The sequence below is a fragment of the Treponema sp. OMZ 799 genome (assembly GCF_024181365.1).
Classification (GTDB): Bacteria; Spirochaetota; Spirochaetia; order Treponematales; family Treponemataceae; genus Treponema_B.
On the sequence record NZ_CP051301.1, the window covers coordinates 2,914,720 to 2,938,532 of the forward strand.

Here is a 23,813-nt window from a genome sequence, read left to right on the forward strand (position 1 = left end):
AAAAGATTTTAAGCAAGCGGCCGATTTTAAAATCGGCCGCTTTTTTTATGACTTGCCGGCTATTTCTTTTAAGGCCTCGGCAGCTTGCTTGATTTCTTCAAAGGTATTAAACGAAGAAAAGCTGAATCGTACTATGCCCTGCTCTTCGGTGCCCAAAGCCTTGTGTACCAAGGGAGCACAGTGGGCTCCCGGGCGGCTTGCAATACCGTAATCCTCATCGAGGAGGCGGCTTATTTCGCCCGACGGGATGGAGCCTATGTTTAGGCCTACAACAGGCCCCGTTTTTTCGCTCCAAGGGGTTCCGTATATTTTGATATTGGGAATGTTTTTTATTTCTTCGATAAAGCTTAATTTCAAATCGGCCAATTTTTTTTGAATGGAATCAATGCCTGTTTTTAAAACATAGGAGGCGCCGGCATTTAAGCCCATAAAGGAGGGAACATTCATGGTTCCGGCTTCAAAGATGTCTGGCATTTCGGAAGGGTGAGCCTTATCAAAAGAATGAACCCCGCTTCCCCCCGAAAAGACGGGAGCAAAATCGAAGGCGCCGTTTACGACAATTCCGCCCGTCCCTTGAGGCCCGTAAAGCCCCTTATGCCCCGTAAAGCAAAAGATACTTTGCCCGTATTTTGAAACATCTATAGGAATAGTCCCCGCACTTTGAGAAGCATCCACAATCATGATTAGTCCGTGTTTTTTGCATATGGAATGAACCCGGTCCAAATCACAGATTGAGCCTATGACGTTTGAGCAGTGGTTTACTATAATCGCCTTGGTGTGCTCTTCGATTTCTTTTTCGATTAGATCATAACGCAAAAAGCCTTCTTCGATGGGAATAACCGAAAGGTGAGCCCCTTCTTTTTCAAGCTGATAAAGGGGGCGCAAAACCGAGTTATGCTCAAGGGCGGTGGTTATGATGTGGGTATCCTTTTCTTTGCCTAAAAATAAGCTTTTTATTACAAGGTTTAAGGCGGAAGTAGCATTTTGGCAGAAGGCAACATTTAAGGTTTTTTTTATGTTAAAAAGCCTTGCAAGGGTCTGCCTTGTTTTAAAAAGCTCCGTGAGGGCTGCATGGGCCGAAGAGTGAGCTCCTCTGCCCGGATTCCCGAACTTGTTTGAAGCAAGCCCGCGAAAAACTTCTTGAGCCACGCTTTCGGGCTTTTGAAGAGTGGTTGCACTATTGTCAAGATAGATCATATTTTTCCACAATCCTCTCACCTTTTTCTGTTTTTAATAGATAGGTTCCCGTGTAGGGAATCTCGGCCTCGGCTAGGAGGCGAGCGGCTTCTTTTATTCCGCCTTCATTTACCCTTAGAACAAGTCCGCAGCCCGCAGAAATCTCAGGCGGCAGCGGAATAAGCCTCGCCTCAGTCAGCCCCCCGTCCTCCGAGGCTCTTCCGCCTGAAGTTACGGCTTCAGCCGCTATCGCATGATGAGAAGACGAAAACGAAAAAATGCCGTAGGTTTTCAAAATCTTTTAACCTCGATATCTTCTTAAATTATAATTTGAAGCTTAGGGACGCACTACAAAATGGGTACGCATAATTTCGGTGATGCGGTACATATTTGTGGGAGAACCGACCTGAAGCTTTTCTTTAAGCCCGTAAAAGTCAAGACATAGTCCGCAAGAAAGAACCTCACAGCCTTGAGAAGCAAGAGCCTTTAGGTCGTTTACGGTTTTTTCGTTTTCTGTTGTAAGCCTTACTCCCGAATTATAACAGATAACGAACTTGGGAAGCACATCCTGTTCTGTGAGAGCATAGATAAAGCCTTCTAAAAGTTTTTTTCCGAAGCCTTCATCTCCCGATCCCATCTGATCCGAGTTTATAACAACGGCATATTCACCGCTTGAAGTTTGAGGCACCGCAACAGGATTTAAACTTACACCCTCCGCGGCCTTTAAAAGAACGGTAAACTCTTTTTCATTTGTCTTGTTTACTTCAACCCCTATACCGAGCTGAGCTGCCATCTTCGAAAGGTTTTGAGTTGCAACCTCATTATCCACCTTAACCAAAATATTTTCTTTCCCCGTATTTTCTCTTACAGCCTTTTTTGCCATAATAACGGGAATAGGACAAGCCTGTCCCATAGCATTTACTTCTATCATAATGACCTCACAATATATTAAATTTTTAGATATATTATCATAAATGATTATAATTAGTCAATGAATGAGGGTTAGGGAAAAGTTGAATTAGAAACTTATATTTTACTTTCATAATAGCGGGATAATTTTGAAATGATGATATCCTCAAAATTTCTTCTACCGTCAATAATTGTATGTATTATTGCAGCATCACTTAAAATTTCATATACAATTCTATAATATCCTTGAATAAGTTCCCTGTATTGCAAAATACCCTGTTTTTCAAGTTCAAGAATACTATTTATATTATTGCTCTGACGGCATTTTTTTACGCATACACATAAGTCTTTATTTCTTCCAGCTGGGGAGCAAGTTCCAATTTGGCATTCCGAATATCTATGTCATTCTGCAATGACATAAAATATCCGTCGGACATTCCGAAAAATTTTGCAAGACGCAAAGATGTATCTACGGTAATTCTCCTGCGGTTATGGAGAATATCCTGAATTCGGGAAGTTGGAACATTTATTTCTTTTGCAACTTTATAGGCAGAAAGACCAAGAGGAATGAAAAATTCTTCATTAAGGATTTCTCCCATTGTAGGTGTTTCAATATAATCAGACATAGTTTGCTCCTAGTGGTAATCCACAATTTCTACATCATAATAATGCCCGTCTTTTTCGGTAAAACAGACACGCCATTGGTTATTTATACGGATTGAATGCTGACCTTTTCTGTTTCCAACAAGAAGTTCCAGATGATTGCTAGGCGGCATTCGTAAATCTTCCAGACATTTTGCGTTATCCAACATCATCAGTTTACGCAAGGCAACTTTCTGTATTGTAGTAGGAAGCCGTCTAGAAAACTTTTGATTGTAGATAAGTTCCGTATCTTTATCCGCAAAACTCTTTATCATAGTCATATTATATACGTTTTGCGTGTATATGTCAAGCAGATAATAGTTTAGTAAGCAGTGAAAAGCTGCATACTACCGCTGCCTGTCGCTATAACATTATTTCTTTTTTTATTGTAAGCGCATATATCGCTTCAATTTCATCATTATGAATTTTTCTACTTAAATAGCACAAAAAATTATAGTTAATATTTTCATTTATTTTAAATATTTTAAGTTCATCAATGACAGCAAGAAAATATTTATTTATATTATCATAATCATCTGAATTTAAGCCTGCCAAAATATATATGTTTTTAGATTCAATTTTTTTATCTAATAAATAAAAAGCAAAATTTACGCATTCATACCATTTATTTTGAAGCTTAGCAGCGGAATAATTTTCTTTGGCAATATTTTCTATTTCTCTCAATTCCAGTTTTAATACCTTCCTTTCATACTAAGACTATGGTTTGTGAGCATAACATTCGCTTAACCTACAAACGGATTTGTCCTAGTTGTCAGCGTTGAAGCGAGTGTTAGGTTATTTCTTCAATCAAGTCAAAATATTTTGTTGGCGTAAAAATTAATGGCTTATCAATTTTTAGATCTTCAAAATCTTTGTCTCCGGTAATCAAAATATCGGAATCAGATAAAATTGCAGATACAAGAATCGGTAAATCTTTTATGTCCCGAATTTTTGGATAGTGATCTTCATCAATTTTCTCAGAACTTTTAAATTCTTCATAACTAATTCCATCAAAAAAAACACTCAACAGTTCTTTTTTCAACGGAAATTTCTTTTCAAAAACTTCTTCGCATTCTTCCCTTGTGTACGAAGAAATTATCACCGTATGCTTTGAAAGCAAATGGGAAAAAACTCTAGCTGTTTTACCATTAGGAAAAAGTATCGCAGAAATAACGATATTTGTATCTACGAAAACTCTCAACGCGCTTTCCTTAATTCCTTGATATAAGTAATAACATCATCTTCTGTTTGAAAGCCTGCTTTTTCTGCTTCTCCTTGCATTTGAGCTTGAATATTTGACAAACTTATTTGAGACGCGTTCGTAATATAAACCTTTCCTCTATTCTCCTTAAAAAAAACTTTATCACCGGTTTTTAACCCAAGCAGATTTCTTATCGTAATAGGAATTGTAATCTGACCTTTTGAAGTTACTTTTGCAAGTTCCATAAAACACCTCCTTACTTTCCTTACTTATACTATAATAAAATTAGGTACTTGCTGTCAATAACTTTTATTAAATATTTAATATTTTTATCTCCCGGCAAGCGTTTAGCTTGTTAACCTAACATTCGCTTAACCTGCATTTGCGGCTTGTCCATGTTGCCAGCGTTAAAGCGGGTGTTATGCTATCTGTTTACATCTTGGGATTTTCTCCAAATCATTTACGAGTTTTTGTTCTGCTTCTCTTAAATCCAATTCATTCTGCATATTAAGCCAGAACTTGGAAGTCGTTCCAAAATATTTAGAAAACCTTAAAGACATTTCAACAGTTATTTTTCTTTTTCCGTGTACTAAATCCAAAATTGAACTGGAAGAAACACCTAAATCTTTTGCAAGTCTATAAGGAGTAATATTTAAAGGCTTGAGGAACTCTTCTACTAAAATTTCACCTACTGTCGGTAATTCAAATCTTTTATCCATGGCGACCCTCCATTTAGTGGTAATCCACAATTTGTACTTCATAAGCTTCATTGTTTAAAAACTTAAACTGTATTCTCCACTGTTTATTTATTCTTATAGAACAATAATCTTTTAAACCTCCAAGAAGATGCTCAAATTTATTTCCCGGAGGTATTCTTAAATCATCTTCTTTTTTCAGCTGAATTAATTATCAATAATTTGGCGAAAGCTCTCTTATGTATTTCAGGCGGGAGCTTAGATGATTTGTTACCCTTCCATATTTTTTCTGTTTCTGAATCTGCAAATGATTTAATCATAATTATATTATCTGTTATTAAGATATATCTGTTAAGTAGCTATATATTTTGAAAGTACCAATAATATATTCATTATTAAATATTTTTTATTTATAACTTCTTAAATTACCACGCATCCGGCGTGTGAGCATAACATTCGCTTAACCTAACATTTGCGGCTTGACCATGTTGTCAGCGTTAAAGCGGGTATTAGACACTATTTTCTTTATTCAATTCTTCTACCGGTGGAGATAGTTTAAGTTCTTCCATTTTATTTTTCACAAAATCATAAACTGTCTTCATATCTGAAATAGCTTTTGCAACATGTGATTCTTCTATATTTAATTCTTGGGGGTAACGGATTTTTACGCCATAAGGTGTAAGCGCATCAACCGAATTCAAAATATTTTCGGAAAAAGTTACAAACTCTGAAAGTTCATCTGTAAGTAAACCTAAATCATGAGTTTTTTGCAACTCTCCGTCATAGGCAATAATTAGTGCCTTTAGCATTTTTTCTGCAGCCTGCCGGCAATGATAACAAATTATCTCAAGCGGCTTTGGATACTGAATTCCATTTAGATGATTTGCAGCAAGAACATCCATATCAGCATAACGAATCCATTCTTTTACGTCAATTTCATTTTTCATACAATACTACGCCCTCACGGTGCACAATATTTTCAAGCGTCTTTCGGGTTTTTCTTTCTTCAAAACCCGAAACCGAGCCGACAACTATATCGACTGAACGGCGCTTCAAACCACGCAAAGAACGGTAAGCCTCCTGAGAAACTGAGAGTCTGTCTGTAACAGAATCTGACATTACAAGATAAAAATCATAGTCACTATCATCCTTTTCTTCATTTCGTGCAAAAGAACCAAAAAGGTATATTTTTTGTGGGTTTACGATTTTTTGAATCCGTTCGGCAATAGTACGGATTTCATCTGTTATCATCTTTTACTCCTAACAACTTTATTATATCACAACACCCTATTTTTGTATATAAATTAAATAAATTTTTACTATAAAAGGCTAAAGTTTCGTTCTCATCAATAAATAATTATTATAATTACTATGACCGTCCAAAGGAGTTTTAAAGTCTTTAGATAAAAATTTATTTTTACTTATCCAAATGTAGATACTATAACAAAACTTTATTCCATGCAAACGGGCTTGTCCTGAATGTCAGGTTGAAGCGGGTGTTAGAGAATCTTCATATTCCCAAAATATTGGACAATGGTCACTTATATGTTTATCTATTTTTAAATCTTTAATCATATCCCAAGGAATAATTGTAAATGCTTTTGTTTTATCTATATACTCAATTGGAGCGAAAATATAGTCTATATGGTTTGGTCTCAGCCTATTGTATAGATGATAACTTGTATATTCCATTTCTTTTCCATGTTCGATTTTATTATTATAATGATAAATGCTATATATATTTTTTTGATTAAGCACTCTTACTAAATCTGAGTGTTTCCACCATGCATCATATTTTTGATCATCCCATTTAGTGTTACTATTAAAATCGCCAAGTATTATTGGCTTTTTATCCAAAAAATCTCTATTCATTTCGAGATAAAAATAAAGTTGCCCGGTATAATCCAACACACTATTACGATCACCTTTTGTCCAAACAGCAATAAAAAATTGATCATTCGATATAAACGGAATAAATTCATCAAGTCTAATATTGTTATATTTATTTATTTTATTATCAGCAATTATTTTTATTTCATACTTACTATAAATACCTATTCCTTTTGAATCTGATAAACCTTCCCAATGGTTATAATTATACTCTTCAAGCTTTTGATTATTACCAGACTCAGGAATAACCAAAATATCTGAATCAAATTGAGCTATGTATTTATATTTATTGGCAATATTCTCACAACAATTCCATGTTATTATCTTCATTATTTGGTCTCCATGAAAGTATGTCTGCTCTCGTACTATACCTTAAAAAAATTTACTCCCCAAGCATCTAATCTGTTTTGAGTATAATTAAAGTCTTCCCCTACCTCTTCCTCTTCTTCGTCAAGGCTCCCTTAAAGGCTATTTCCAAGACTTCTTCGACATGCCTTACGGGGTGGAAGCTTATGCCCTTTTTAATATGGTCGGGGATTTCGTCCAAGTCCCTTGTGTTAGCCTGCGGAATGATGACGTCCTTTATTCCGTTGCGGCGGGCGGCTATGGTTTTTTCTTTTAGGCCGCCTATGGCAAGGACTTGGCCGGTGAGTGAAAGCTCTCCCGTCATTGCAAGTTTCGGCTTGATTGTTTTACCCGAAAAAAGAGATAAAAGAGCCGTGGCCATGGTGATACCTGCGGAAGGTCCGTCCTTGGGAGTCGCCCCTTCGGGTAGGTGAAGGTGAATTATATTTTTGTCGAACCAGTCGGCATTTTTTATCTTATGTTTTACGGCAAACATTCTTGTCCAAGAAAGAGCTATACCGGCAGATTCTTTCATAACGTTTCCGGCCTGGCCCGTAAGTTTAAAGCCTCCCTTTCCGGCCATCGATGCCGTTTCTATCAAAAGAGTATCTCCTCCCATCGAAGTCCAAGCAAGACCAATCGAGGTACCGGGAACATCGGCCTTTTTGATATCGTCATCGCGAAATATAACCTTGCCGAGCATCTTTTCAATATCGGCTTTTGTTACTGTCAGCTTTTCGTCTTCCTTTCTTTTACCGTTTACAATTTCGGTTGCGACCTTGCGGTGAATCTTATCAAGCTTCTTTTCAAAGTTGCGCACTCCGGCTTCCCTCGCATAAGAGTTGGCAATATAAAGGAGCATCTCCTGACTGTAGACCGCCTGATTTTTTTTGAGGCCGTGCTTTTCAAGACTCTTCGGAATAAGGTGTTTTTTTGCTATCTGTACCTTTTCGGCATCGATGTAGCCCGAAAGCTTTATTACCTCGGCCCTGTCCAAAAGAGGACGTGGAATGGAATCGAGGGTGTTAGCCGTGAGGATAAAAACTATGTTGGAAAGGTCAAAGGGCAAATCCAAATAGTGATCTCTAAAGTTTATATTTTGCTCGGGATCTAAAACTTCAAGGAGGGCACTTGAGGGGTCGCCCTGATAGCTTTGCCCCATCTTATCGACCTCGTCAATCATAAAGACCGGAGAATTGGTTTTTACTATCTTTAAGCCCTGAAGGATTTTACCGGGCATGGCACCGATGTAGGTTCTTCGGTGTCCCTTTATTTCGGCCTCATCCCTCATGCCTCCGACCGAAAACCTAAAGAAGGGCTTCGACATGGCACGGGCGATAGACATTCCGACACTCGTTTTACCTACGCCGGGCGGGCCGAGTAAAAGGATGATAGAACCCTTGGTGTCTTTTTTAAGTTTGCGTACTGAAAGGTATTCTATTATTCGGGTCTTTACGTCTTCAAGCCCGTAGTGATCCTTATTTAAAATCTTTTGAGCCTTTGCAATATCGTATTCCTCCGGCTCAGAATTCTTCCACGGAAGGGAAAGAATGGTTTCCAAGTAATTGCGGGTAACTATGTATTCGGAGGAATAGGGATCGAGCATCTTAAACTTTTCGAACTCGGAATCCACCACCTCTTTTACCTCGCCCGTAAACTGAAATTCTTCTATCCTCTTTGCAAAATTTTCTTCTTCATTGGTCTTAGGGTCAGATGTGAGCCCAAGCTCTTCTTTGATTGACTTTAGCTCTTCCCTTAAAAAATAGTCGCGCTGATTTTTCTCGACCCGCATGTTGAGGTCTTCCTGAATCTTGCGCTGAACCTGTAAAAGTTCTTGTTCTTTTTTAATGTGAACAAAGACCTCTTCCATCCTCTTTTTTACGTTTAGGGTTTCAAGAATTTTTTGCTGGTCTTCTTTTTGAATGTTTAAGATGCTTGCAATAAAGTCGGCTATTTTTCCGGGATGGTCAATGTTAATCATATTGAGCCGCATCTCTTCGGAGAATAAGGGATTGTTTTCGGAAAGCTGCTTCATCTCGCTTATGAGGGCTCGGGTAAGAGCTTCCACCTCGTGGCTTTTTTCTTCTTCATCATCCAGATACTGAACGGCTACAACTATCGGATTTGTATCGTTGACCGTTTTGCGTATCTTAAAGCGCTTTTGCGTTGCGATAAAAACATTGAGTCCGCCGTCGGGCAGATTTATCTTGCGCACAATTTTGGCGGCACAGCCCACCTTGTACAAGTCCTTGGCTTGAGGATTTTCTATATTGTTTTTAAGAAGGGTAAGCCCTATAAAGCCGTCGCCCGCATAAGCATCTTCAATCGATCTTATGTCTTCGGGTGCATTAATTAAAAGCGGCGTAAAAATGCCGGGAAAAATGGGCCTGCCGCTCAAGGGAATAATATTCAGCTTTTGCGGCAGCAAACTTTCAATCGGAACAATTTCTTTTTTATCACTCATTCTCTAAATATCTCAATATTTGAAAAAAAAGTCAATCGGAAAAGGAGTTATTCCGTTATCTCATCCAAGCTCACCCTAAACTCTTCCAAAAGCTTTTCTCTGATTGCTTCATCGTCAATTCGGTTAAAGACAGGTTTAAAGGCGGCTTCGATTATAAGTTTTTTGGCACTCAGCTCGTCAAAGCCGCGGGTCATAAGGTAGTAAAGCTTTGCCTTGTTTACGGCCTCAAAGCTCGCAGCGTGCTCGCCGATAACATCATCCTCATCGCAAAAGATGGTCGGGATTGTAGAGCCGACGGTAGTCTTATCCAGCATAATCGTGTTGTCCGAAAAGCGGGCAATGGACTTTGAGCAGCCCCTGTTTAAAAAGATATTGCCCCGGAACATCTTGTGAGCCTTGTTTTTTAAGGCTCCTTTTGCGGTAATTGCGCCGAGGGAGTTTTTTCCGTTGACGATAAAATTTTGCTCCAAGTCGATGCGCCTTGTCTTATCTGCAAAGTAAAGGGGGTATATTTGAACCTCGGCCCACTCCTCCGGCATATAGGTAGAAGTTGACGCTCCGTTTATCTTTGCTCCAAGCTGAATATCGTAAAGAGTAACTTTAGCCTTCTCCATCGCATAAAGCTTTACGGTTTCAAAGTTGATGCCGCAATGGCTCAAATTTTGCACCTTTATAAATTCCGTTTGAGAGTTTTTTCCGGCAACAACGCTTAATAAGCCGTTTCTAAAAATATCGGCCTTTGAGCAGTCGTAGGCCTTCACATCATGGTAAAAAAAGATTTTGGCCCTTGCTCCTTCTTCAACTACAATGAGATTTTGATCATAAAGAACATTGTTAGCCTGATCCATTGTAAAATTGATGAGGACATTAGCAACATAATCCTTATCTTCCGATTTTTTTACCCTTACATAAATACCCGAATTCCTTTTATCCTTTACCTCTTGAACATAATTATCCCCGAGGCCGCAATTTTTTTCGCGCCTTGTTTTTGTAAAGTCAAAGAAGTTTTCTATATCTTCCGATGGGGCGGTTTTTAAAAATTGCTCAATCGGCATTTGCTCTATACTTTTATCTTCGGCCCGGCAGTTTAAGTTGCAAAAAGGCTTTGTAGGAACATCCGCTTTTGTATAGTCAAGCCGTTTAAAATAAGTTCTGTCACTCATATCTATCCTATTGTTCCTTCTAATTCGATTGTAATAAGGTTATTCAATTCAACGGCATATTCCAGAGGGAGCTCCTTCGAGATGGGTTCGACAAAGCCCTTGATGATTAGGGATTTTGCGGCGGCCTCATCCAAGCCTCTTTGCATAAGGTAGAATACCATCGATTCGCTTATCCTTCCTATTTTTGCCTCATGGCCTATGTCCACATCATCGGTATGAGCTTCGATAATCGGAATCGTGTCGGAGCGGGATTTATCGTCGAGCATTAGGGATTCGCATTCAGCTAAAGCCTTAGCCCCCGCTGCATTTGCTCCTATATACAAAAGTCCGCGGTAGTTTGCCTCTCCTCCGTTTTTTGCGATGGAGCGGGAGCGCATTTCCGAAACGGTGTTTTTTCCGATATGGACGGTCTTTGTTCCCGTATCGAGGCACTGTCCTTCCGAAGCAAAGGTAACCCCTGTAAACTCCGAGCGGGAGCGGTCTCCCTTTAGGATGCTCATCGGGTAGAGCATCGTAACCCTTGAACCGAAGGAACCTGAAACCCATTCAATAGCTCCGTCTTCTTCGACTATGGCCCTCTTGGTGTTTAGGTTGTATAGGTTTCTCGACCAGTTTTCGATGGTAGAATAACGCAAGGTTGCTTTTTTGCCTACATAAAGCTCGACGGCTCCTGCATGGAGGGCATTTTTATAGTACTTTGGAGCGCTGCATCCTTCTATAAAGTGGAGGTAGGCTCCTTCTTCTACAACTATGAGGGTGTGCTCAAACTGACCCGACTGTTGGGCATTCAATCTAAAATAGGATTGAAGCGGAAGCTCGACCCTTACCCCCTTGGGAACATAGACAAAGGAACCTCCCGACCAAACAGCTCCGTGGAGGGCTGCAAACTTATGGTCATTCGGCTTTATAAGCTGCATAAAATGTTTTTTTACTATATCTTCGTACTTGTGTACGGCGGTTTCCATATCCAAGTAGACCACGCCCTGCTTTTCCAAGTCTTCTTTTAGGCTGTGATAAACAACTTCCGAGTCATACTGGGCACCAACTCCTGCGAGGGAGTTGCGTTCTGCCTCAGGTATACCCAGCCTGTCAAAGGTCTTCTTGATTTCCTCGGGAACATCATCCCATGTTTCAGCCAAGGGCTTTGTATCGGAAACAATGTAGTGGATAATCTCCTGAATATCCAAGTCGGAAATATCCGCTCCCCAGTCCGGCATGGGTCGGGCATTAAAATATGCGAGGGATTTAAGGCGCAAGTCCAGCATCCAATCGGGCTCTTTTTTGCGTTCGGAGATTTTTTTTACGACTTCTTCGTTTAAGCCGAGCCCTGTCGAGTATTTATAATCGATGCTGTCCTTTATGTCATAGATTCCGCGTTCTATGTCCGAAACAAAGGTACGCTTTCTTTCTTGAAAGAGAGTTGTCTCCTCTGTTTCTTTATCTGTGTTTTGGTTTATAGGCTTACTCATAGGCTTTCTTTTATGTTTTCGTAACCGTTCTTTTCGATATATTCTACCAGTTCAAGACGGCCTGTTTTTACAATGCTGCCGTCAACAAGGATGTGAACAAAGTCAGGTCTTATATAATCTAAAACTTTATTATGATGGGTAATAATCAAAATTCCCATATCGGGGGTGCGTATTTTGGAAACGCCTTCAAAGACGATCTTTGTAGCGTCTATATCCAGCCCCGAATCCGTCTCATCAAGGATTGCGAGTTTCGGGTTTAAAATAGCAAGCTGTAATATTTCGTTTTTCTTTTTTTCTCCGCCCGAAAAACCGACATTTAAGCTTCGGTTTGCATAGGCAGGATTAATCTTAAGCTGCTTCATCGTGTCCGATAAAAGCTTGTGAAATTTTATCATGGGTATTTTTTCGCCCGTTACAGCCTCTTTTGAGGCACGCAAAAACTCTTCAATCTTTAAGCCCGGCACCTCTTCAGGGATCTGAAAAGAAAGAAAAATACCTTTACGGGCCCGCTCATATACGGGAACATCGTTTATAAGTTCATCTTCAAAAAAGATTTTGCCTTCATCAATTGTGTATCTTGGATTTCCTACTATGGCCGCCGCCAAGGTAGACTTCCCGGCTCCGTTGGGGCCCATGACTACATGAACCTCACCCTTGTTTATACTCAAATTAAGGTTTTTAAGAATCTGCTTCTCATCAACCGACATTTGAAGTCCTTGTATATCTAATAGTTTCATCAAAACTCCTATAATCGTCCATATAATATACCAATTTGAGGGGTAATATTCAATAAGAAATAGAATAAAATTAATAGAAGCTTCTTATCGTATGGACAAATTTATTTAAAACTGCTAAAATATCACATCATAAAAATGTGAGGAGTTTTTTTATGGCAAACGAAAAAAAGATTGGGCTTTTGCCCAAACTCGGTATCGGTATTGCGGCCGGTATTTTGCTCGGACTCTTTGTCCCCGCATCTGTTATGGCCGTCATCAACACAATTAAGGCAATCTTAGGTTCGGTTATCTTCTTTATCGTACCTCTGGTTATCTTCGGCTTCATTGCTCCTGCAATCTGCGGCTTAAAGCACAATGCAGGAAAAATGCTTGGAACCTTTTTAGGTTTATCTTATATGTCTGCTGTAGGTGCATCAATATTCTCTGCTATTGTGGGATATATTTTGATTCCATTTTTGCACGTACCCAGTTCTATGAGTTCATTGGCTGACATTCCGAAAACAGCCTTCGTTTTATCTATTCCCCCTCTGATGCCTGTTATGACAGCTTTAATTATGGCAATTCTTGTCGGCATTTCCGTATTATGGACAAAGGCCGAAACCGTCGAAAAGGTTTTAGTAGAATTCCAAAAAATGATTTTGGAAATTGTAAACCGCATAGTTGTACCTATTCTGCCTTTCTTCATAGCAACTACCTTTGCAGAACTCGCATACAGCGGAAGCTTAACAAAGCAGCTTCCGGTATTTTTAAAGGTTATCATAATCGTTTTAATAGGGCACTTTATCTGGCTTACCCTCCTTTACCTTATCGGAGGAGCTGTTTCAAAGAAGAACCCCTTAGACGTTATCAAACACTACGGTCCAGCTTATACTACAGCTGTAGGAACTATGTCAAGTGCGGCAACCCTTCCTGTAGCCTTGCGCTGTGCCCATAAGTCCGATGCTCTTCCTTCAGAAGTTGCAGACTTTGCAATTCCGCTCGGTGCTACAACACATCTTTGCGGTTCGGTTTTAACCGAAACCTTCTTCTGTATGACTATAGCTCAAATGCTTTACGGCTCTCTTCCTTCTTTCGGAACAATGATTTTATTCTCATTCTTATTCGGTGTATTTGCAGTAGGAGCTCCCGGCGTACCCGGAGGAACGGTTATGGCCTCATTGGGACTTGTTTTAAGCGTTTTAGGTTTTGACAGCACAGGAACGGGCTTACTCATAGCTATCTTTGCTCTTCAGGACAGTTTCGGTACTGCATGTAACGTAACAGGCGACGGAGCCTTGGCCTTGATTCTCAGAGGTATTTTCTATAAACCTGACGGAACCCTAAAAAAACAAGCCTAAATTAAACCTGTTCGGCAACATAGTTATCGAACAAGCCGATTATCGGCTGATTTTTAGCTTAGAAACCCTCTTCGGTTTAAAATCGGAGAGGGTTTTAATTTACGGCAAAACAAATTACTGTCATACCGCCATATTCGCCGATAATATGTTTACCTTATAGGACTTCTATTTCTTTTTTGCTTAGGCCCGATATTGTGCAAATATCACTAATCTGGTAATTCATATCTTTCATCAGTTTTGCTGTTTCGATAGCTTTTTGGTAAGAACCGTCAGAAAAGCCTTGTTCAATTCCTTCGGCAAAGGCTATTTCTCGCTCTTCTGCACTGTACAGCTATATCTGTTTCATAATCATATTCTGCCGGTAACATATTGATTACCAAACATCTTTACAGCGCTTCTACTTCTAATTCGGAGAGCCCTGTAACTTGTGTAATTTTCTGAATTGAATCTCCAAACTGTTTTAATAACCTTGCCGTTTCGATAGCTTTTTGGTAAGAGCCCTGTTCAAGACCTTGTGTAATACCTTGTTTGATTCCAATCATCAGACTTTCTTGTCTTTGTACTGCAATATCCGTATCATAATCATATTCTGCTATCAACATATTTATTACCTCCCGTGATTTTCTCGTCAAGTATTCTTTTAAGATTCCTTTTTCTATACATATCTTTACTGCATTGGTAAAGCCGTTTTCATGGTCAAGCTGCGTTTGCTTTCTTACCTCTTCTACAAATAGGCTGTATTCTTCAAGCGGTTTGCATGCTGTTAGAACTTTGTTTGCCTTATCGGTATTGATGTTTAAAACCTGCACTGTCAACTCCAAAGGTATCTGTTCAGGTCTCGTAATAAAGGCATCGGAGAGTTTTAGCGTTGCAGTTTCAGGATAATCGTCTGTGCCGTTATAAAATACATAAAACTCCGGTGTCGGTATTTTTGACAACTTTTTTAAATACCTGTCGGTCGGTGCTTGAAGTTTTTCATACAGTCTTGCTGTATATTGTAAAAAGCGTAAGGGCATATTTTCATTGATTATGGATTGGTGCTCAGCCAATACGATGATTTTACCGTCTACAAGGCAGGATACATCATTGATTATGTTCATGTACATAACATTATCAAGCCTTATGTTTTCTACAGGACAAAATAATTGTAAATTTGTACCGTGCAAGGCATTATAAAGCGATAAAAAGTTTTCTTTAGCCTTTTCATCTTCTGCGAAAAGATCAACGAATACCGAATCTTTATATTTTCTGTTTGCCGTACTCATAACTCTGCCCTCTAGTTTATATTCCGCCATGGACGGCGGTGGTTTCATACATTATAGCATAGATTAACTGATTTTAAAAGGGTATAAATTTTTATTGCAAAATTGATTTCCTTGGCCTTAGGACAGGGCAAACGCATCATGAGGGTAAATAAAATAGCAAAAAAATAGGCTGTGAATACCCCTCTTGCAGCCGCATAGCGGCGAAAGGCGGGTTGAACAGCCTATTTTTTTGCGAAGATAAAACTATGATGCGTTTGCCCTGAGCCTTATACTCCCTCTCTTGACCTTGATACACGGATAATCTATACTTAACACCTATGGAAAGACTAATATTTACCTTTAATATTGCACAGCTTGTCCTATTCGGCGTAGGCTTAATTTGTTTTGTAGTATTGTTTTTTGTTCCGGCCGGATACGGTAAGATGATAAATAAAAAATGGGGCTTTTCTTTTAACAATAAGCTCGGCTGGTTTTTAATGGAAGTTCCTACTCTTATAACAATGATAGTGCTCATGTCCGTCTGGGCTAAACCTGAAAATTTTGTGAGAATTATAATAGGTCTTTTTTTTGTACTGCACTATGCTCAACGAGTTTTTATATTTCCTTTTTTACTTAAGGGCAAAAGTAAGATGCCCCTCCTCATAGTTTTGATGGGAATTACATTTAATACCATAAATGCCTTTTTAATCGGAGCATGGCTTTTTTACCTTTCACCCAAAACCATGTATCCTATCTCTTGGCTTTATGATCCTCGTTTTATAATCGGAGTTCTTGTCTTTTTACTGGGAATGGCTATCAATATAGATTCGGACAGGTATATCCGATCATTACGAAAACCGGGAGATAGTGCACACTATTTTCCGCATAAAAGGATGTACCGCTATGTTTCGAGTGCAAATTATTTCGGCGAAATCTTGGAGTGGTTCGGCTTTGCCCTCCTGTCATGGAGTTTTGTAGGCCTCCTATTTGCATTTTGGACCTGTGCCAACCTCATTCCAAGAGCCTATATCATAAACAAAAGATACCGGGAAGAATTCCCCGAAGAATTTACGGCTCTAAAACCTAAGAGGGTATTTCCTTTTATATTTTAGCCGATAGGGGTAAAATTATGAAAAAAAAATATACGTTTTTTCTTTTAATTATTCTCTCCTTTCTTTTTTTTAAAGTATCGGCTCAAACCCTTGATGCCCATTGGACCTTGGTTTTTGCAGGTAAGAATATAACGGTTCCCGTTTTTTGGAACGGAAACATTTACACTGCAGGGGACGATAAGGCTTTAAACTGCATTACCTCACAAGGCACCTTTTTATGGCGCAGAAACACTAAAGGCTTCCCCGGCAAGTTTTTATCGGTTTCTCAAGCAGGAATAGTCTTCATGGTGAACGCAGAAGGAAATATTGAAGCCTTTTCCTCTCAAGGAATGCCTCTTTGGACCTATCCTTTAAAGAAAAAACCGATTTTTCCTATTCACACTGCACGGGATGGACGTATTTTTATAATCCAAGAAGATAATATAATTTGTCTTACCTCCGGAGGAAAATTAAAATGGTCTTTGCCCCTTGTTTCGGCTCCAGTCTTTCAACCTGCAGAAACAGGTTCAAAAGATATAGTTTTGATTTTAAAATCGGGAGATTTCTTGCGCATTTCTATCTTCGGATCGGTTGTAGAGCAGCATAGGCTTAAAAAGACCGTTTCGGCCATAGGAGAAGCCCCTGACGGATATATACTTGCATGTACGGACGGCTCGATTTCCTATTATAAAACGGGAGGCGGATCTGAAGCCCTTTGGCAAAGCATTGAACCTGAAATATGTAAAAATGTTTTTTATAAGGGCGGAAAAGTTCTTTACATGTTTGAAAGCGGCAAGCTGATTTTTAAAGATCTAAAAACAAATGAACTTATATGGGAAGAAAAAACTTCGGGTAATTTTTCGGGCGGAGTTAATTGCTATGCAATCTCTAACGAATTCAATATTACTGCAAAAGGATTCGGCTGTCTTATCACCGACACAGGGCGCATTAAATGGGAAAAAAAGATACCTGAGACTCTCTTTTTTCCCATTATAACCGAAAACGGACTCTTGGTCGGGATAACAAACGAAATTTTAAACGCCTACAGGGTCGAAACCAAGCTTTTACGCAAGGGAACAAAACGCGAGGCTCCTGAAAATTTTTATTCTATAATACAAAAAGACGACAAGGGAAAGGAAGATTTACCTTTTTTTGTGGAATATGCTACTGCGGCAGAACTTTTAGATGTTATACAAAAAGAGATAGAAGACGGAACGGTAGGCGAAAAAGAGCCCCGCTATGCCTTCCGGCTAAAAACCATATTAGAAAATAAGCGGAAGGCCTCGTATTTTTCGCAAGATTTTAACTCGTTTGACAGGTCAAGGGCTGCCGAGCTTTTAGGAAGGCTTGGCTCCTATGAGTATCGGGATATTCTTTTGGGTGCAATGTATAAAATAGATAATCCCGATGTTCTTGCCGGGATTTTAAGGGGCTTGGAGCATCTTGCCTACGACCCCGACGGGCGGACAATGGACGGAATCCGCTTTGTCATGGGAAGGGCAAAATACGATGACATAAACCTTATGGCCGCAGTTTGCGATTGTTTGACTGCCTTGATGAGGTTCGGTTCCAATGAGACAGCATCTGCTGCAATTTCAAATATTTTTTACATTATTAAGGGCCCTTATTCCAATATTATTCAAAATTATGCAAGACAAAAAATCAAAAATATAGTAAAATAGAAAGAACGGAGGATTTACTTATGAGAAGGCTATTAGTTTTTTCGTTTTTTTTAATTATGGTAGTTTTTTCGGGGTTTGCAATTGAAGTTGACAAGCCTGAAATTGATTCTGTAAAAAACAAGACTATAGAATTTATTAACTACACCGGACCTCATGATGTGGTAGATAGTGCTGACACAATTAGAGGAATAGGATCGAATCTTGCAGGAGCCGTAAAAAGCGGACGTGCAGGCGATATGAATAGATATGCAATTATTCATTGTGTTGATCCTGCAATAAAAGAAGGTCTTGATGCAGATATTTTCATTATCGGGAAAAATGCCGGTGTTGATCATATTAACAACGTCAGGCTGATAATTGCAGGATATTTGAAAGCCGCTTACGGATATTCCGATAAGGATGCCGCAACCCTTGCACACTTTGTTACAATATATAATGCCGTCTACCGCGGAAATATGGATTTTTTTAATCAAAAATACAAGCCTATTGTTACAAAGAATTTAACAAAAGAAAAAGCCGGTATCGCCTTACGTTACGATGAATGGCCGGGACAAACCCAAATAGTTATTCCTCTAACGGATCAAAAATATACGGGAACAATAAGCACCGTAGACACTACTTCAATCTCGGATAAAAAGGTTGTCGAAAAAATGCGTGAAGATAAGGGCAAGGACCTTGAAAAACGCAAAGACATGGTAGACCTAAAAGAAAGAGAAAGTGAAGAAGCCGCTAAGCGTGCAGAGCTTGCAAAAAAAGAAGCCGTAAAGCAGCAAAAAGAAGCCGATAAGCAAAAGAAAGAAGCCGATACAAAGCAAAAAGAAGCTGCAAAGCAAAAGAAAGAAACAGAGCAAAAACAAAAAGAGGCTAAAAAAGCTGAAGAGAAGGCAGTAAAAACAGGTAAACCTGAAGATAAAAAAATAGCCGAAGAAAAGAAAAAAGAGGCTGAAAAGTCTCAAAAAGAGACCGAAAAGAAGACAGAAGAGGCTAAAAAGGCTAAGGAAACTGCCGAAGAAAAGCAAAAAAAAGCTGATGAGGCCAAAAAAGAAGTAAAAGAAGAAGAAAAGATGGCCGAAAAAAAGACTGAAGAAGCTCAAACTGACAGAAAGGACATTGCTTCAGATACACAAAAAATTATCGAAGAAAAGAAGGCAGAGAAAAAGGCTGAAGGCGATGCTGCCATTGCCTCATCAATTCCCGGCTATGGTTTAAAGGTTGTAGACGACTCAAAGATGCTTTCTGAACTTGTTCTTTTAGACCTTAAAACCGAAGAAGAGCTTAGAACCTCGGGTATCAACACAATCAGAGGAAGAAACCTGCATATTGTAGGCAAAAACCTTATGGCAATTGCAGGCACTAAATCAGGAAATGCAGTTATAGCTTTGGTTCTTATCGATGCAAAATCTTTAGAGATTGTTAAACAAAGTCAAGAGAATATTGCAGCAGAGAGCGTTTTAGTTAAAAATGAGGCAGACTATTATGCCGTAATCGATAATAACGGAAAATACCTCATCGGACGCTATAACGATAAACTTGAACTCCAAGCCAAGTCGGCAGTTGAAGTATTACCTTACACACCTATAACAGTTAGCGACAGGGGATTATTGGTCCAAGACAGTAAGAACGCTATTAGATTATTAAAGTTAACCGATTTAACCAATATAGTCGTTTCTGAATAAGAAAAAAATAAGGAGGTTATGTTATGGTAAACGAAAACAAAAAGTATGAGATCTTAGGCATGCCCCTCATACTATTCGTTATTGTTGCAGCCGTTGTAATTGCTGCAACCTGGTGGAACAAGCTGCCGGGTGGAATGATAGGAGCCCTTCTCTTGATGATGGTGCTTGGCGAAGTGCTAAACATTATCGGAGACAATACTCCTATAGTAAAGACATTCTTCGGCGGAGGACCAATCGTAATTATATTCGCCTCAAGCGCCCTCGCTTATTATCATATCTTGCCTGAAGGTATCCTAAAAAATATTTCGACCTTTATGAAGGGAGGAGGCTTTTTAGACTTTTACATTGCAGCCCTTATTACAGGCTCAATCCTAGGAATGGATAGAAAACTTTTAATTAAGGCAGCTATACGCTATTTCCCGTGCATCATAGGCTCTGTTGCTGTAGCCTTACTCTTTGTTGCTATAGGAGCTCCGCTTTTTGGAATGAAAGCAACCGAAGCCATTGCTCACATTGGTATTCCCATAATGGGAGGAGGAATGGGAGCCGGAGCCGTACCTATTTCGCAAGTTTTTGCTTCTGCATTAAAAATTCCTGCAGAGCAAATCCTTTCTAAACTTGTCCCGGCTGTTGCCTTGGGTAATGCTCTTGCCATAGTCGCAGGCGGAATGCTTAACAAGCTCGGAAAAATTAAACCGGCTTGGACAGGAAACGGTCAACTTCTTGCAAGCGGAACATTCGAAGTTCCAAGCGATGAAGCAATGCAAAAGAATTTTTCTTTGCAAGAATTCGGAATCGCCATAGTAATTGCAACAGCCTTCTTTACCTGGGGAAATATAGTATCCAACCTATTTAAACTTGTAGGTTTAAATATTCATACCTATGCTTGGATGATTATCAGCGTTGCTGTTGTAAAAGCTGCAAACATCTTACCTAAGACATTTGAAAACGCTTGTGCCTTATGGTATAAATTTGTTGCAAAGAATTTTACCGCAGCCCTCTTGGTAGGTATCGGTATAGGTTATACAAACCTCGGTGACATTATCGGAGCTTTCAGTCTCGCATATGTAGTACTCGTACTATTGGTTGTAATAGGTGCAATAATCGGCTCCGGAGTTATAGGAAAATTTGTAGGCTTTTATCCGATTGAAGCTGCGATCACTGCGGGTCTTTGTATGGCAAACATGGGAGGAACAGGAGATGTTGCCGTTCTTACAGCTTCAAAGCGAATGGAGCTGATGCCCTTTGCTCAGATATCGTCCCGCTTGGGAGGGGCCTTTATAATCTTGCTGGCCTCATTCTTGGTTCCGCTATTTTTCGGCGGCTAAGCATAAGACTTTTATAGAATAAATAAAAAACCTCCTAGTCTTTACGGATTCGGAGGTTTTTCTTATTGTTTTTGTTATCTTTGATTTTTATTGTGATAGCTTTTAAGAAGTTCTTCCGTAAGGTTCACCTATCAAAAGCTCGCAAACCTGCTTGGTTTTTTCATCAGCATCTTCTTTTTTGCCTCCGGCTTCCAATCTGTTTAACTCTTCAAGGATAATTTTATGGTTTTCGGGGCTTACATTAAATTTAAGGCCGAAGAAGATACCGAAAAGAATCATAAACAAAGGCATTATTATAAAAGAAATTTTGACACCTCTTAAGGTGCTTTCCTTTTGCTGTGGTTTTTGGACCTGCCCTATACCTGAATATTTAAAATCTATTTTATCCAACAAAACTTTTAAATCATACAAATCGGTCTTAGTATAAAAATCTTTCGGTTCTATTTTTTTATAAACAGCTCCCGATTTTATATAAGAAGCCTCAAGCAAGAATTTTTCATCGATCTTTTCAAAGTCTTTTTTATCAAAAGAAGAAAGTAAACTTTCAAAAACAGCTTCGGGTATCTCATCAAAGTTACCTTTTACTTTTTTGTCGATAGAGCTGATAATCTCATCAGTGTTTCGGCTCATGTATTTTAAATGAAAATTTCCGTCTTCCAGCAAAGAATAATACTTGTTTATTTTTTCGAAATTTTCATTATTTTTTACGGCCAAGTCTTGAGCTTCTTTAAATTGCTTTTGAGTCAAAACCGAGGGGACGGGATTTTTATAACCTATGCCGCTTAAAACAAAGCCTATTGTGGTCATTATCACCAAGCCTAAAAACAACTTCCGGGTAAGAGTCATAGCCGCCGAATAAGTTCCGGCACGGTTTTCTCCGCTCATAAGCTTATCTATGTCGGCCAAAAAAGGAAGCAGCTGATGAGGAATCAAATTGTTTGCCGAAATTCCGACACCCATAAATACCATGTTCAATATTAAAAAAAACGAATTTGTTTGAGGCGTATGAAGAGACATAAGAACTATAGAAACAGCAAAGATGATTAGGGCTGCAACATAGACAGGCTTGTGTCCTCTCTTGTTTATTATGCGGTTATGAATCGGCAGGGTTGCCATCATGGTCAGCAAAAGAGCACCTTGGGCTATTACAAAAACGCTTCCGCGGTTTAAATAATCTACAATGTAGAAGAGAACTAAAGACATTACTATATCCAAGGCTCCATAGGAGCATACATACATAGCAATATGAATTCTACAAGACTTGCTTTTAAAAAGAGACAAAAAGTTTTTTATAAATTTAGCTTCGGATTTTTTTTGAGGTTTTTCTTCAGGCAGTTCCCATGTTTCAAAATAAAGAGGAATCCACGGAAGGGCAAAGATGAGGGCAAAGACTATACTCATCACAAAATAGCCCATCATACTGCCGTGAAAGGCATCGATAATAGGCTGAGCCAAAAGTCCGCCTAAAAGGGTAGCTATAAAAGAAAACATAAGGCGGGAACCGTTGAGTTTATTTCTTTCGGAAAAGTCCTTAGTTATTTCGGCTGAAAGAGCCGCATAAGGTATGTACGAAACAGTAGAAACCGTAAAGAAGATAATGTAGGCTACCGTATAAAAGATAAATTTTCCGGCCTGACTTTCGATCCCGGTCGGAAACCAAATTATGATAAAGGAAAGAGCAATCGGAACAATCGAGACCAAAAACCACACCCTTCTTTTACCGAAGCGGTTTTGCGGTGTATTATCGGCTATATAGCCCATCATAGGATCCGATATAGCATCCCAAAACTTTCCGATTGCAGGAATAAGCCCTGCAAGTACCGGATGAAGTCCTATTACATTTACCAGATAATACATTGCAAATGTAGTAACGATAAAAAAACATCCTCCGCCGTATAAATCGGCAGCCCCATAGGCGAGATAAGTCCGCCAAGTCATCTTTCTTTGCTTGTTTAACATAAGGACTATTATACAATAGCTTTTAAGGGAATTCAAGCATAGTATTACAGATTAAGGGGTTCAGGTTTATATAAGATGATTCAAAAAAATACGGGCCCTACACTAGACAATTTATAAAAAAGCCACTAGAATAATAAACAGGTATTAAAATTTATTTTTAAAAACATCCCATATTTTAAGGAGTCGTAAATGAAGAAAGGATTTGTATTTATACTGCTGTTAATATCATTGTCAGCGGTAAAAGTTTTTGGCGATGACGGTATGAGAATAAAAATCGATAATTATGAAATTACCGTCCCATCAGGCTGGATGGCACAGAGAATCGATTCGGCTACAGTATTTATGTTGTATTCGCCAATCGAGGAAAATGATGACTTTCAAGAAAATGCTAATTTAGCGGTTGAAAAATTACCCACAAAGTATACGGTAAAAAAATATTTGGAAACAGGAAGAGAAGCTCTAAAAATCGTGTACGGCGATTTTAAATTGATAGAGGAAGGAAAAAATTACCATATAATATCGGGAAATATAAATGGTATACTTGTAACCCAAATACAGTTTGTTGAAATGAAAGGAAATGAAGCATATGTTTTAACATTTACTTCCAATCCTAATAATTTTAATCGATATCTTGAAATATTTAAAACCATATATAAAAGCTTTAAGTATTAGTAAATTGGAATCCCCCCGCCGGATAATCCGATGGGGGGATTTTTATTAGCCGCACGGATGTAACGCCATGGGCGGCAGTGGTTCCACGCAGCAACGAAGTTTGAGGCGAAGCCTCAAACTTCGCCGTCCGGCA

General features: G+C 39.0%; 26 protein-coding genes. 6 read left to right on the forward strand and 20 right to left on the reverse strand.

What is annotated here, in order from left to right; all coding sequences use genetic code 11:
- Window positions 1–45: 45 nt before the first annotated feature.
- The 18 genes from E4O04_RS13515 to sufC form a co-directional block, all read right to left on the reverse strand.
- The gene (locus tag E4O04_RS13515; RefSeq protein ID WP_253686735.1) at window positions 46–1,197 is read right to left on the reverse strand and encodes an aminotransferase class V-fold PLP-dependent enzyme; all 1,152 of its coding nucleotides are present in this window, start codon (window positions 1,195–1,197) and stop codon (window positions 46–48) included.
- Entirely contained in the window at window positions 1,184–1,471 is a 288-nt protein-coding gene (locus tag E4O04_RS13520; RefSeq protein ID WP_253686734.1) for a putative Se/S carrier protein, read from the reverse strand. Before E4O04_RS13520 ends, E4O04_RS13515 begins: the two co-directional genes overlap by 14 nt.
- A gap of 42 nt (window positions 1,472–1,513) precedes the next feature.
- The gene (gene yedF / locus E4O04_RS13525) at window positions 1,514–2,107 is read right to left on the reverse strand and encodes a sulfurtransferase-like selenium metabolism protein YedF (protein WP_253708665.1); all 594 of its coding nucleotides are present in this window, start codon (window positions 2,105–2,107) and stop codon (window positions 1,514–1,516) included.
- A 307-nt stretch (window positions 2,108–2,414) separates the two neighbouring features.
- A complete protein-coding gene (locus E4O04_RS13530) occupies window positions 2,415–2,711 on the reverse strand; it encodes a HigA family addiction module antitoxin (protein WP_253686732.1) in 297 nt (98 codons plus the stop codon).
- 9 nt (window positions 2,712–2,720) lie between these two features.
- Window positions 2,721–3,002: a type II toxin-antitoxin system RelE/ParE family toxin gene (locus E4O04_RS13535; protein ID WP_253686731.1), complete on the reverse strand. Its 282-nt coding sequence runs from the start codon at window positions 3,000–3,002 to the stop codon at window positions 2,721–2,723.
- An 88-nt stretch (window positions 3,003–3,090) separates the two neighbouring features.
- A complete protein-coding gene (locus E4O04_RS13540) occupies window positions 3,091–3,411 on the reverse strand; it encodes a hypothetical protein (RefSeq protein ID WP_253708667.1) in 321 nt (106 codons plus the stop codon).
- A gap of 106 nt (window positions 3,412–3,517) precedes the next feature.
- A complete protein-coding gene (locus tag E4O04_RS13545) occupies window positions 3,518–3,928 on the reverse strand; it encodes a putative toxin-antitoxin system toxin component, PIN family (RefSeq protein WP_253708669.1) in 411 nt (136 codons plus the stop codon).
- Complete coding sequence (locus E4O04_RS13550; RefSeq protein ID WP_253708671.1) at window positions 3,925–4,173, reverse strand: AbrB/MazE/SpoVT family DNA-binding domain-containing protein; 249 nt, start codon at window positions 4,171–4,173, stop codon at window positions 3,925–3,927. The genes E4O04_RS13545 and E4O04_RS13550 overlap by 4 nt, the downstream gene beginning before the upstream one ends.
- Window positions 4,174–4,347: 174 nt before the next feature.
- Window positions 4,348–4,647 carry a HigA family addiction module antitoxin gene (locus tag E4O04_RS13555; RefSeq protein WP_253708673.1) on the reverse strand — a complete coding sequence of 100 codons (300 nt, stop codon included), beginning with the start codon at window positions 4,645–4,647 and terminating at the stop codon, window positions 4,348–4,350.
- Between the two features lie 13 nt (window positions 4,648–4,660).
- Window positions 4,661–4,831: a type II toxin-antitoxin system RelE/ParE family toxin gene (locus E4O04_RS13560; protein ID WP_371922300.1), complete on the reverse strand. Its 171-nt coding sequence runs from the start codon at window positions 4,829–4,831 to the stop codon at window positions 4,661–4,663.
- Window positions 4,809–4,943, reverse strand: a complete 135-nt coding sequence (locus E4O04_RS14090) for a hypothetical protein (protein WP_256488833.1) — start codon at window positions 4,941–4,943, stop codon at window positions 4,809–4,811. Before E4O04_RS14090 ends, E4O04_RS13560 begins: the two co-directional genes overlap by 23 nt.
- Before the next feature lie 189 nt (window positions 4,944–5,132).
- Entirely contained in the window at window positions 5,133–5,570 is a 438-nt protein-coding gene (locus tag E4O04_RS13565; RefSeq protein ID WP_253708675.1) for a HEPN domain-containing protein, read from the reverse strand.
- A complete protein-coding gene (locus tag E4O04_RS13570; RefSeq protein ID WP_253708677.1) occupies window positions 5,560–5,874 on the reverse strand; it encodes a nucleotidyltransferase family protein in 315 nt (104 codons plus the stop codon). Before E4O04_RS13570 ends, E4O04_RS13565 begins: the two co-directional genes overlap by 11 nt.
- 231 nt (window positions 5,875–6,105) lie before the next feature.
- On the reverse strand, window positions 6,106–6,843 hold the full coding sequence (locus tag E4O04_RS13575; RefSeq protein ID WP_253708679.1) for an endonuclease/exonuclease/phosphatase family protein: 738 nt from the start codon (window positions 6,841–6,843) through the stop codon (window positions 6,106–6,108).
- A 100-nt stretch (window positions 6,844–6,943) separates the two neighbouring features.
- Window positions 6,944–9,322 (reverse strand): endopeptidase La, encoded by a 2,379-nt coding sequence (lon, locus tag E4O04_RS13580; RefSeq protein ID WP_253708681.1) that lies wholly within the window; start codon window positions 9,320–9,322, stop codon window positions 6,944–6,946.
- Window positions 9,323–9,369: 47 nt separating this feature from the next.
- A complete protein-coding gene (gene sufD / locus E4O04_RS13585; protein ID WP_253708684.1) occupies window positions 9,370–10,485 on the reverse strand; it encodes a Fe-S cluster assembly protein SufD in 1,116 nt (371 codons plus the stop codon).
- 2 nt (window positions 10,486–10,487) lie between these two features.
- Complete coding sequence (gene sufB, locus E4O04_RS13590; RefSeq protein WP_253678031.1) at window positions 10,488–11,954, reverse strand: Fe-S cluster assembly protein SufB; 1,467 nt, start codon at window positions 11,952–11,954, stop codon at window positions 10,488–10,490.
- Window positions 11,951–12,691: a Fe-S cluster assembly ATPase SufC gene (sufC, locus tag E4O04_RS13595; RefSeq protein ID WP_253708687.1), complete on the reverse strand. Its 741-nt coding sequence runs from the start codon at window positions 12,689–12,691 to the stop codon at window positions 11,951–11,953. The genes sufB and sufC overlap by 4 nt, the downstream gene beginning before the upstream one ends.
- Before the next feature lie 152 nt (window positions 12,692–12,843).
- Between sufC and E4O04_RS13600 the strand changes: the two genes are divergently transcribed.
- Window positions 12,844–14,028 (forward strand): dicarboxylate/amino acid:cation symporter, encoded by a 1,185-nt coding sequence (locus tag E4O04_RS13600; protein ID WP_253686717.1) that lies wholly within the window; start codon window positions 12,844–12,846, stop codon window positions 14,026–14,028.
- 386 nt (window positions 14,029–14,414) lie between these two features.
- Here the strand turns inward: E4O04_RS13600 and E4O04_RS13610 are convergent, their stop codons facing one another.
- A complete protein-coding gene (locus tag E4O04_RS13610; protein ID WP_253708689.1) occupies window positions 14,415–15,293 on the reverse strand; it encodes an Rpn family recombination-promoting nuclease/putative transposase in 879 nt (292 codons plus the stop codon).
- 317 nt (window positions 15,294–15,610) lie between these two features.
- On the opposite strand from E4O04_RS13610, the gene E4O04_RS13615 reads away from it, so the two are divergent.
- From E4O04_RS13615 to E4O04_RS13630, 4 genes are read left to right on the forward strand one after another with little or no spacing between them, the layout of a single operon-like run.
- Entirely contained in the window at window positions 15,611–16,384 is a 774-nt protein-coding gene (locus tag E4O04_RS13615) for a DUF1295 domain-containing protein (protein ID WP_253708692.1), read from the forward strand.
- Between the two features lie 17 nt (window positions 16,385–16,401).
- Window positions 16,402–18,045: an outer membrane protein assembly factor BamB family protein gene (locus E4O04_RS13620; RefSeq protein ID WP_253708695.1), complete on the forward strand. Its 1,644-nt coding sequence runs from the start codon at window positions 16,402–16,404 to the stop codon at window positions 18,043–18,045.
- A gap of 20 nt (window positions 18,046–18,065) precedes the next feature.
- A complete protein-coding gene (locus E4O04_RS13625; RefSeq protein ID WP_253708698.1) occupies window positions 18,066–19,721 on the forward strand; it encodes a P83/100 family protein in 1,656 nt (551 codons plus the stop codon).
- A gap of 23 nt (window positions 19,722–19,744) precedes the next feature.
- Window positions 19,745–21,049, forward strand: a complete 1,305-nt coding sequence (locus tag E4O04_RS13630) for a 2-hydroxycarboxylate transporter family protein (protein ID WP_253686713.1) — start codon at window positions 19,745–19,747, stop codon at window positions 21,047–21,049.
- Window positions 21,050–21,151: 102 nt separating this feature from the next.
- On the opposite strand, the gene E4O04_RS13635 is transcribed toward E4O04_RS13630, so the two are convergent.
- Window positions 21,152–23,008, reverse strand: a complete 1,857-nt coding sequence (locus E4O04_RS13635) for an MFS transporter (protein WP_253686712.1) — start codon at window positions 23,006–23,008, stop codon at window positions 21,152–21,154.
- A gap of 189 nt (window positions 23,009–23,197) precedes the next feature.
- Between E4O04_RS13635 and E4O04_RS13640 the strand changes: the two genes are divergently transcribed.
- Window positions 23,198–23,680 carry a hypothetical protein gene (locus tag E4O04_RS13640; RefSeq protein WP_253686711.1) on the forward strand — a complete coding sequence of 161 codons (483 nt, stop codon included), beginning with the start codon at window positions 23,198–23,200 and terminating at the stop codon, window positions 23,678–23,680.
- Window positions 23,681–23,813: the final 133 nt, after the last annotated feature.

Coding starts and splice junctions, on each gene's coding strand:
- E4O04_RS13515 (WP_253686735.1), bottom strand. CDS start 1,197: ATGATCTATCTTGACAATAGTGCAACCACTCTTCAAAAGCCCGAAAGC.
- yedF (WP_253708665.1), bottom strand. CDS start 2,107: ATGATAGAAGTAAATGCTATGGGACAGGCTTGTCCTATTCCCGTTATT.
- E4O04_RS13530 (WP_253686732.1), bottom strand. CDS start 2,711: ATGTCTGATTATATTGAAACACCTACAATGGGAGAAATCCTTAATGAA.
- E4O04_RS13535 (WP_253686731.1), bottom strand. CDS start 3,002: ATGATAAAGAGTTTTGCGGATAAAGATACGGAACTTATCTACAATCAA.
- E4O04_RS13550 (WP_253708671.1), bottom strand. CDS start 4,173: ATGGAACTTGCAAAAGTAACTTCAAAAGGTCAGATTACAATTCCTATT.
- E4O04_RS13555 (WP_253708673.1), bottom strand. CDS start 4,647: ATGGATAAAAGATTTGAATTACCGACAGTAGGTGAAATTTTAGTAGAA.
- E4O04_RS14090 (WP_256488833.1), bottom strand. CDS start 4,943: ATGATTAAATCATTTGCAGATTCAGAAACAGAAAAAATATGGAAGGGT.
- E4O04_RS13565 (WP_253708675.1), bottom strand. CDS start 5,570: ATGAAAAATGAAATTGACGTAAAAGAATGGATTCGTTATGCTGATATG.
- E4O04_RS13570 (WP_253708677.1), bottom strand. CDS start 5,874: ATGATAACAGATGAAATCCGTACTATTGCCGAACGGATTCAAAAAATC.
- E4O04_RS13575 (WP_253708679.1), bottom strand. CDS start 6,843: ATGAAGATAATAACATGGAATTGTTGTGAGAATATTGCCAATAAATAT.
- lon (WP_253708681.1), bottom strand. CDS start 9,322: ATGAGTGATAAAAAAGAAATTGTTCCGATTGAAAGTTTGCTGCCGCAA.
- sufD (WP_253708684.1), bottom strand. CDS start 10,485: ATGAGTGACAGAACTTATTTTAAACGGCTTGACTATACAAAAGCGGAT.
- sufB (WP_253678031.1), bottom strand. CDS start 11,954: ATGAGTAAGCCTATAAACCAAAACACAGATAAAGAAACAGAGGAGACA.
- sufC (WP_253708687.1), bottom strand. CDS start 12,691: ATGAAACTATTAGATATACAAGGACTTCAAATGTCGGTTGATGAGAAG.
- E4O04_RS13600 (WP_253686717.1), top strand. CDS start 12,844: ATGGCAAACGAAAAAAAGATTGGGCTTTTGCCCAAACTCGGTATCGGT.
- E4O04_RS13610 (WP_253708689.1), bottom strand. CDS start 15,293: ATGAGTACGGCAAACAGAAAATATAAAGATTCGGTATTCGTTGATCTT.
- E4O04_RS13615 (WP_253708692.1), top strand. CDS start 15,611: ATGGAAAGACTAATATTTACCTTTAATATTGCACAGCTTGTCCTATTC.
- E4O04_RS13620 (WP_253708695.1), top strand. CDS start 16,402: ATGAAAAAAAAATATACGTTTTTTCTTTTAATTATTCTCTCCTTTCTT.
- E4O04_RS13625 (WP_253708698.1), top strand. CDS start 18,066: ATGAGAAGGCTATTAGTTTTTTCGTTTTTTTTAATTATGGTAGTTTTT.
- E4O04_RS13630 (WP_253686713.1), top strand. CDS start 19,745: ATGGTAAACGAAAACAAAAAGTATGAGATCTTAGGCATGCCCCTCATA.
- E4O04_RS13635 (WP_253686712.1), bottom strand. CDS start 23,008: ATGTTAAACAAGCAAAGAAAGATGACTTGGCGGACTTATCTCGCCTAT.
- E4O04_RS13640 (WP_253686711.1), top strand. CDS start 23,198: ATGAAGAAAGGATTTGTATTTATACTGCTGTTAATATCATTGTCAGCG.